We start from the raw sequence: 8,624 nt of genomic DNA, 5'->3' as shown, positions 1-8,624 counted from the left end.
CTGCCGGGGCCGACTTACTTTCTTTGTCTTGCCAAAGAAAGTAAGCAAAGAAAGGCGCGCCCGAGATGGCGACTTCCCCTTGAATTTTTGTAACCGTGCGGAGACGGGGAAAACTCGCTTCGCTCAGACAGTTCCCCGTCTTGTTTCCGCCCGCTTACAAAAATTCAAGGCGCCATCTAGGGCAGGGTATGGCCAAACCATCTGGGGGCATGTGTTGGCGTTCGGGCGGGCTTTGGTGGGCCGTGAGCGGGTTCTTGGTGCTGTGCTTGTTGCCGCATTGGTAACCAGCGGTTGTGCCGTCGGGCCGGATTTCAAAACGCCGCCCGCGCCCGCTGCGGTTGGCTACTCCGCGCAACCGCTGCCGGCACAAACCGTATCCGCTCCGGTACCGGGTGGCGAAGCGCAGCATCTGGCCGAAGCAAACGTACCGGCCGATTGGTGGCATTTGTTCCAGTCGCCCGCACTCGACGCGCTGGTAGATGAAGCGCTGCGCGCCAGTCCCACCGTTGCGCAGGCCGAGGCGCGCTTGCGCCAGGCACAGGCTGAAGCCGAAGCGCAGTTCGGCTATGCGCTCCCGACCGTGGATGGCACGGTCTCCGCTGTGCGCCAGCAGATCAACCCGGAAGCGTTCGGCTTCAACACGCCCAAGCCGGGGCCGTTCACGTTGTATTCGGCGTCGCTGTCGGTGTCGTATGCGTTGGATATTTTTGGCGGTGTGCGCCGGGCGCTGGAGGCCTCGCGCGCGCAGGTCGATACGCAGCGCTATGAGCTGGAGGCAGCACGCCTGTCGCTGGCGGGCAATGTGGTGACGTCGGTGGTGCGCATCGCCTTGCTCGGCACGCAGATCGCGACCACGCAGCGGCTAGTGGCGGAGCAGCGCAAGCAGCTCGATATCACCGAGCGTCGGTTGAGCGTCGGGGGCGTGGCCAAGGTCGACGCATTCTCGCAACGCACGCTGGTGGCGCAGACCGAGGCCACATTGCCGCCGCTCGCCCAGCAGGCCGCGCAGATGCGACATCGGCTGTCGGTGCTGATGGGTCGTGAGCCCGGTGCGGGGCTGCCGGACCTGCCCACGCTCGATGCGCTGCACTTGCCTGATCCGCTACCGATGTCACTACCGTCCACGCTGGCGCAACGCCGTCCCGACATTCGCGCGGCCGAGGCGATGTGGCACGAAGCCAGCGCCAACGTGGGCGTTGCCACGGCCAACCTGTTCCCGCGCATTACGTTGTCAGCGGGGCTGGGTTCTGAGACGACGGGTTTCCGCAACGTGCTCGGCGCTGGCTCCAGCATCTGGAACCTTGGCGCTGGACTAACGCAGCCGATCTTCCACGGCGGCACGCTGCGCGCCAAAAAGCGCGATGCCGAAGCCGCATACGATGCAGCCGGCGCCGCCTACAAACAGACCGTGTTGCAAGGCTTGCAGGAAGTGGCCGACGCACTGCACGCCGTGCACAACGACGCGCAAGCGCTACAGGCACGCGCGCTGGCAACCGATCAAGCGCAGCAGACTTTGCGCGCTGCCGAAGCCCGCCACGCCGCCGGCGGCATCAGCACGCTCACATTGCTCGATGCACAGCGTCAAGTCGACCAAGCAACGCTGCAACAGGTACAGAGCCGCGCCGACCGCCTGCTGGATTCCGCCGCGCTGATGCAGGCCCTGGGCGGTGGCTGGCAGTAAGCGCGAATCAAGACGAGAACACACGCGCCCAGACGGTTTGGCCGTTCTTGCCCTAGATGGCGCCTTGAATTTCTGTTGCAGGGAGGAAAAAGGAAGGGAAACTGTTTGAGCGAAGCGAGTTTTTCCCTTCCCCTCCCTGCGACAGAAATTCAAGGAGTCTTTCGCCATCTCGGGCGCGCCTTTCTTTGCTTACTTTCTTTGGCAAGACAAAGAAAGTGAGTCAGCCCCGGCAGGGGATGAAACAGGGGATGGACCACCAACAAAGGCTGACGGCGAATCCCCCCAACCAGTCGTTCAGGCCGCAGGCCGCAACAACCGCTGCTGATACGCCTGCAAATGCGCATACGCCACCCGCAGCAACGCCACATCCACCCCCAGCTTGCGCCCTCGCTGCAGCATGTCGCCAACGATGTGATCTGCTTCCACACGCCCCCCGTTTTCCAGATCACGCAGCATCGACGCCGTCAGCGTTGAGCCCGCCTGCGTCAGCACATTCTGGCCGCGCTCACGCGCCTGTGTCCGGATCGGATACCCCGATGCCGCAGACACCGCCTGGCACGCCGCAAACATCGCCTCATTCAGCGCACGCCCCTCGTCCGTCGCAACAATCTCGCCCACGGTGGCGCGCATCAGGCACGTCATCGACGCCAGCGAGGTGAGGAAGACAAACTTCTCCCACATGTCCTGCATCACGTTGTCGGCCAGCACCGTGTCAAAGCTGGCCGTGGCGAACACGTTGCGAATGGCCTCGGTGCGTTCACGCGGGGCATGCGGCGTGCGCTCGCCAAAGGTGATGGAGTGCACAGCCGGACCTTGCCCGATGCTCAGGTGCAGCACGGCACCGTCGGGCGCGGTGGTTGCGCTGATATGGCACAGGCCACCCAGCACGCGCGACTCACCAAAGGCTGCATCGAGCCGTTCCAGGTGCGCCAGCCCGTTGAGCACCGGCAGCACGATGGTGCGCTCGCCCACCACAGGGCGGATCGCGGTGATCGCGTCGTCCAGGTCATACGCCTTGCAGCTCAGCAATACGAGATCGGCATGGCCCCAGGCTGCGGCTTCGCTGGCGGTGATGATCTGCACAGGCAACTGCGCATCACCCGCCGGGCTGCGGATCACCAGGCCGTGTGCGCGCAAACGCTCCGCACGGGCCGAGCGGACCAGAAAGGTCACATCTGCGCCAGCCTGGGCGAGTCGTCCGCCGAAATAGCCGCCGGTGCCGCCGGCGCCGAGTACCAGAATCCGCATTGCTGTCTCCATATTGGGCAGGGGATGAAGCAAACGATTCTAGGCCGGTTCGTCCAAGCCTGCAGACGGTGTGCCCGCGCAGCGTCAGGGCACGCTAAAATACTGATTTTCCTCACGATTTGACGCCCGTTCGGCCATTATTCAGCGCTGGCGGGGTCAGCATGCCATGACGTTTTCCAATAATTTCCACCGCCTCGAAACCCGCCTGCAATCGGCGGTCGGTCGCGCCATCGGCGACTTCAAGATGATCGAGGACGGCGACACCATCCTCGTGTGCCTGTCCGGCGGCAAGGACTCGTACACGATGCTGTCGATCCTGATGGCGCTGCAGAAGCGCGCGCCCGTCAATTTCAAGCTGATCGCCATGAACCTCGATCAGAAGCAGCCGGGCTTTCCGGAAGACGTGCTGCCCAACTACCTGAAGAAGACGGGGGTGGAATACGTGATCGTCGAGGCGGACACGTATTCGATCGTCAAGGAGAAGGTGCCCGAGGGCAAGACCACGTGCTCGCTGTGCTCGCGCCTGCGCCGGGGCGTGATCTACCGCACCGCCAAGGAGCTGGGCGCCAACAAGATCGCGCTGGGCCACCACCGCGACGACATCGTCAACACGTTCTTCCTGAACATGTTCTTCGGCGGCAAGATGAAGGCGATGCCGCCCAAGCTCGCCACCGACAACGGCGACCACATTGTCATCCGCCCACTGGCGTATTGCGCAGAGAAGGACATCGCCTCCTACGCCCGTGCCATGGAATTCCCGATCATCCCGTGCAACCTGTGCGGCTCGCAGGAAAACCTGCAGCGCAAGAAGGTCAAGGAGATGCTGCTGGAGTGGGAGCGCCAGACGCCGGGCCGTATCGACAACATCTTCGCGTCGCTGCAGAACGTGGTGCCGTCGCACTTGGCCGATACGGACCTGTTCGATTTCAACGGCCTCTCCACCGGCCTGGCGAAGATCGGCGAGGACTCGCTGTTCGGGCAGACGTCTTACGACCAGGCGCCGCTGGTGTTTGCCGGCTCGCATGACGATCGCATCGAATTCGTGCGCTTTGAGCGCAAGCCCGCCGACGCAGCGGCCGCAGGCGAAGCTGCCGCGAGCTGATCGCAGCGCTCAGTTGTTCTGCGCTTGGGGGCTGCTACTGGCCTCGCCCTCGCGCATCAGGTCGCGTACGTCGTTGATCCACCCCTGCAGGCGCTCGCGCGCATGCTGTTTCTGGCGCAGCGTGGTCAGGTTGGCGATGGTGACAAGCATGGCGGTATCGGCTTCGCGGCGCAGGCGCTGCTGCGTGCCACGCTCGCCCGGTGCCTGCCGCCACTGGTCGGCATAGGCGGTGAGCCATTGCACGACCGTCGCTTCATCGGGGCGCTCCTGCTGCACGCGGGCAATCAGCGCCAGCCACGCCCGCTGCCGCGCGATGCGCTCGTCATACCGGGCTGGGGTGCTGTCCACCATCGGGGTGATGGCCGTGCGGATGGCCTCCTCCTGTTCGGTTGAGAAGCTGCCGTACATAAGCCGCGCATCCTCCATCACCTTTTTGAGGCGGGCGCGCAGGCGCTCGTCGGCGTCGTCGCCCAGATAGCGGCGCTGGTATTTCTCGTTGCTTTCTGCCTGTTTCTTTTGCACATGCGCGAGCTGGGCGGGCGTGGTGCTCAGCAGCAGACGGGCGATGTCGGGCTTGGCCTGGTCAAAGGCGGCGCGCCCGAATTGCTGGAAGGCGTCTTGGTAGGCGCGCATCTGCTGCGCTGTGGCTGGCTGCTGCAGTTCGCCTTGTGCACGTTGCAACAGCGCCGCTACGCGCGGCAACTGGTCTTGCCGGTGCCAGGCAAAGAAGCGCGTGATGGCCTCGCGTGTGGGGCCGGCCTGGGCGTCCTGCAGGTCGAACTGGCCGTCGATCCACCAATAGGTCAGGCGAGCCCCCTGGCTGTAGCCCACTTTCATGGTGCTGCAGGCCTGCAGGCACGCCAACGAGATGACCGCCGCCAGCACGACCAACCAGCGGCCTAGCCGGCCTGGCAATGGCGCAATTGCAACAATTCGACCATTTGACGGGTTCAGCTGGGGGGTAGGCCCCATGCTAAAATTTTTCATCTGTGTCTTATACGCCGCAAATGCGCCCCATAGAAGGGTTTGCAGGCGGTCCAGCCAACTTGAGGGGAGGTGGCGGGCAGCAGGTTCCGGGTGGCCATTGGTGTGCTCGGACATCCGCCGCAGGCTATCGCTTCGAGTCACTCTAGGAACCTCCTTGTGAATATCGTCATCCTTGCCGCCGGCATGGGCAAACGCATGCGTTCCGCCCTGCCCAAAGTGCTGCACCCGCTGGCCGGCAAACCGCTGCTGGCACACGTGATCGAAACCGCGCGGTCCATGTCGCCGGCACGCCTGGTCGTGGTGGTGGGCCACGGAGGTGAGCGCGTGCGTGAGATGGTCGGTGCGCCCGATGTCATCTTCGCGACGCAGGAGCAGCAGCTTGGCACCGGCCACGCCGTCATGCAGGCAGTCGATCAGCTGGATGAGAGCGTACCCACCCTGGTGCTCTACGGCGACGTGCCGCTCACCCGTGCTGAAACGCTGGGCGCGCTGGTTGGCGCCGCCGGCCACGACCACCTGGGCGTGCTGACCGTGCACCTGGATGACCCGACCGGCTACGGCCGCATCGTCCGTGACGCCGCCGGCCGCATTACCCGCATCGTCGAGCAGAAGGACGCCAACGAAACGCAGCTTGCCATTCACGAGGTGAATACCGGCATCCTGGTTTGCCCGACGGCCAAGCTCAAGACGTGGCTAGCCACGCTGTCCAACAACAACGCGCAGGGCGAGTACTACCTGACCGACGTGATCGAGCGCGCCGCCACCGAAGGCGTGCCCATCACCTCCGCACACCCGCTGGCCGAGTGGGAAACGCTGGGCGTGAACAGCAAGGTGCAGTTGGCCGAGCTGGAGCGCATTCACCAGCGCAACCTCGCGCAGCAGCTGCTGGAAGACGGCGTGACGCTGATTGACCCGGCGCGCATCGACGTCCGCGGCAAGCTCACGTGTGGCCGCGACGTGGTGATCGACGTCAACTGCATCTTTGAAGGTAACGTCACGCTGGGCGACGGTGTGCACATCGGCGCCAACGCAGTGATCCGCAACGCGACCATCGACGCCGGCGCCGAGATCCTGCCGTTCTGCCACATCGAGCAAGCCAAGGTTGGCGCCGACTCGCGCATCGGGCCGTACGCGCGCCTGCGCCCGGGCACCGAGTTGGCCGAAGACGTGCACATCGGCAACTTTGTCGAGGTCAAGAACAGCCAGGTGGCCGCGCACAGCAAGGCCAACCACCTCGCCTATGTGGGCGATGCCACGGTGGGCTCGCGCGTGAACATTGGTGCGGGCACGATCACCTGCAACTACGATGGAGCGAACAAGTTCCGCACCATCATTGAAGATGACGCCTTCATCGGCTCCGACACACAGCTCGTTGCGCCGGTGCGCGTAGGCAAGGGTGCCACGCTGGGTGCTGGCACCACGCTGACCAAGGACGCGCCGGAGGGCAAGTTGACGGTCTCGCGTGCGCGTCAAGTCACCATTGATGCATGGCAACGCCCCGTCAAGCAGAAGAAGGACGCCTGACAGGTTTACTCCTGCGCCGAACAGCGGATGCCGCTGCGGCGCACGAGCATCGATACTGAAACAATGCAGTCCGAGCGCGGTGCACGAAGCATTACGCTCAAACCGGAGAAATCAACATGTGCGGTATCGTCGGCGCGGTTTCCACGCGCAATATCGTTCCCGTCCTGATCGAAGGCCTGCGCCGCCTGGAATACCGCGGCTATGACTCCTGCGGCGTCGCCGTGCAGCGCGACGGCCAACTCGAGCGCGCGCGCACCGTGTCGCGCGTGGCCGACCTGGACACCCAGGCACAGACCAGCCACCTGGACGGCGCCATCGGCATCGCCCACACGCGCTGGGCCACGCACGGCAAGCCGGATACCGTCAACGCCCACCCGCACTTCTCGGGCGACACCATCGCCCTGGTGCACAACGGCATCATCGAGAACTACGAAGCGCTGCGCGACGAGCTTAAGGCCGTTGGCTACGGCTTTGAATCGCAGACCGACACCGAGGTGGTCGCCCACCTGATCCACCAGGCCTATACGTACCCGAGCAGCGCCACGCGCGGCAACCTGTTTGCCTCGGTGCGCGCCTCGGTCAAGCGCCTGCACGGCGCCTACGCCATTGCCGTGTTCGCCCGCGACAACCCCGACGTGGTGGTGGGTGCACGCGCCGGCTCGCCGCTGGTGGTGGCGATTGGCGAGAACGAAACGTTCCTCGCCTCCGACGCGCTGGCCGTGGCGGGCACCGCCGGCCGCATGGCCTATCTGGAAGAAGGCGATGTGGTGGAGATCACGCGCGAGGGCTTTACCGTGGCCGACGCGCACGACCACATCGTCGAGCGTGAAGTGAAGGAAGTCGGTGGCTATGCTGCCGCGGTGGAGCTGGGGCCGTTCCGCCACTTCATGCAGAAGGAAATTTTCGAGCAGCCGCGCGCCCTGGGTGACACGCTGGAAGGCATTCAGGGCTTTGGCCCTGACCTGTTCGGCCCGCGTGCGGCTGAGGTGCTGCCCAAGGTCGACAGCGTGCTGATCCTGGCCTGCGGCACGAGCTACTACTCGGGCTGCACCGCCAAGTACTGGCTGGAGTCGGTCGCCAAGATCCCGACGCAGGTGGAAGTCGCCAGCGAATACCGCTACCGCGAGACGGTGCCCAACCCGAACGCGCTGGTGGTCGTGATCTCGCAATCGGGCGAGACCGCCGACACGCTGGCCGCACTGCGCCACGCACGCGAACTGGGCCACACGCACACGCTGGCCATCTGCAACGTGGCGACCAGCGCCATGGTGCGCGAGACCGAACTCAAGTTCCTCACGCGCGCGGGCACCGAGATTGGCGTGGCCTCCACCAAGGCGTTCACCACGCAACTGGCCGCCCTGTACATGCTGGCCCTGACGTTTGCCAAGCTGCGCGGCCACCTGAATGACGCGCAGGAAGAAGACGCACTGCGCCACCTGCGCCACCTGCCGTCGGCACTGAACGCGGTGCTGGCGCTGGAGCCGCAGATCATTGCGTGGTCGGAAGAATTTGCCCGCCGCGAGAACGCGCTGTTCCTGGGCCGTGGCCTGCACTACCCGATCGCTCTGGAAGGCGCGCTCAAGCTCAAGGAAATCTCGTACATCCACGCCGAGGCCTACCCTGCCGGCGAGCTCAAACACGGCCCGCTGGCCCTGGTGACTGACCAGATGCCGGTGGTGACGGTGGCCCCGAACGACACGCTGCTCGAAAAGCTCAAGTCGAACATTCAGGAAGTGCGCGCGCGCGGCGGCAAGCTGTACGTGTTTGCCGATGCCGATACGCACATCCAGTCGAGCGATGGCATCCAGGTGATCCGCATGCCCGAGCATTACGGCCAGCTCTCGCCGATCCTGCACGTGGTGCCGCTGCAGCTGCTGGCGTATCACACGGCGCTGGCGCGTGGCACCGATGTGGATAAGCCGCGTAACCTGGCGAAGTCGGTGACGGTGGAATAAACGCCCTGACCATCTACTGCCCCAGAAACGGGAGCCGCCGCTGCAAAGCGCCGGCTCCCGTTTTTATTCAATTGCTCCATCTTCAGCTTCCCAGCGGGGCGCGCCACCTGGTCGCTTATTGAGAAAC

At 64.6% G+C, this 8,624-nt stretch carries 6 protein-coding genes; 4 read left to right on the top strand and 2 right to left on the bottom strand.

Annotation, left to right across the window (positions count from 1 at the left end; genetic code table 11):
* Positions 1 to 262 precede the first annotated feature (262 nt).
* Positions 263 to 1,681, top strand: a complete 1,419-nt coding sequence (locus PI87_RS27450) for an efflux transporter outer membrane subunit (RefSeq protein WP_157003272.1) — start codon at positions 263 to 265, stop codon at positions 1,679 to 1,681.
* Between the two features lie 294 nt (positions 1,682 to 1,975).
* Here the strand turns inward: PI87_RS27450 and panE are convergent, their stop codons facing one another.
* Positions 1,976 to 2,929: a 2-dehydropantoate 2-reductase gene (gene panE / locus PI87_RS27445; protein WP_039600910.1), complete on the bottom strand. Its 954-nt coding sequence runs from the start codon at positions 2,927 to 2,929 to the stop codon at positions 1,976 to 1,978.
* A gap of 166 nt (positions 2,930 to 3,095) precedes the next feature.
* Here panE and ttcA point away from each other — a divergent pair, with 166 nt between their 5' ends.
* Entirely contained in the window at positions 3,096 to 4,031 is a 936-nt protein-coding gene (gene ttcA, locus PI87_RS27440) for a tRNA 2-thiocytidine(32) synthetase TtcA (RefSeq protein ID WP_039600909.1), read from the top strand.
* A 9-nt stretch (positions 4,032 to 4,040) separates the two neighbouring features.
* Here the strand turns inward: ttcA and PI87_RS27435 are convergent, their stop codons facing one another.
* Positions 4,041 to 4,868, bottom strand: a complete 828-nt coding sequence (locus tag PI87_RS27435; protein WP_232314110.1) for a DUF6279 family lipoprotein — start codon at positions 4,866 to 4,868, stop codon at positions 4,041 to 4,043.
* A 306-nt stretch (positions 4,869 to 5,174) separates the two neighbouring features.
* Here PI87_RS27435 and glmU point away from each other — a divergent pair, with 306 nt between their 5' ends.
* Positions 5,175 to 6,542 (top strand): bifunctional UDP-N-acetylglucosamine diphosphorylase/glucosamine-1-phosphate N-acetyltransferase GlmU, encoded by a 1,368-nt coding sequence (glmU, locus tag PI87_RS27430; RefSeq protein ID WP_039600908.1) that lies wholly within the window; start codon positions 5,175 to 5,177, stop codon positions 6,540 to 6,542.
* Positions 6,543 to 6,658: 116 nt separating this feature from the next.
* On the top strand, positions 6,659 to 8,497 hold the full coding sequence (gene glmS, locus PI87_RS27425; protein WP_039600907.1) for a glutamine--fructose-6-phosphate transaminase (isomerizing): 1,839 nt from the start codon (positions 6,659 to 6,661) through the stop codon (positions 8,495 to 8,497).
* The last annotated feature ends 127 nt before the right edge of the window (positions 8,498 to 8,624 follow it).

It is taken from the genome of Ralstonia sp. A12 (assembly GCF_000801955.1).
GTDB lineage: Bacteria > Pseudomonadota > Gammaproteobacteria > Burkholderiales > Burkholderiaceae > Ralstonia.
This window is presented reverse-complemented; position numbering and strand designations above follow the sequence as displayed.

Excerpts from the sequence above, each read along its gene's own strand:
- panE (WP_039600910.1), bottom strand. The coding sequence starts at position 2,929 with ATGCGGATTCTGGTACTCGGCGCCGGCGGCACCGGCGGCTATTTCGGC.
- ttcA (WP_039600909.1), top strand. The coding sequence starts at position 3,096 with ATGACGTTTTCCAATAATTTCCACCGCCTCGAAACCCGCCTGCAATCG.
- PI87_RS27435 (WP_232314110.1), bottom strand. The coding sequence starts at position 4,868 with ATGAAAGTGGGCTACAGCCAGGGGGCTCGCCTGACCTATTGGTGGATC.
- glmS (WP_039600907.1), top strand. The coding sequence starts at position 6,659 with ATGTGCGGTATCGTCGGCGCGGTTTCCACGCGCAATATCGTTCCCGTC.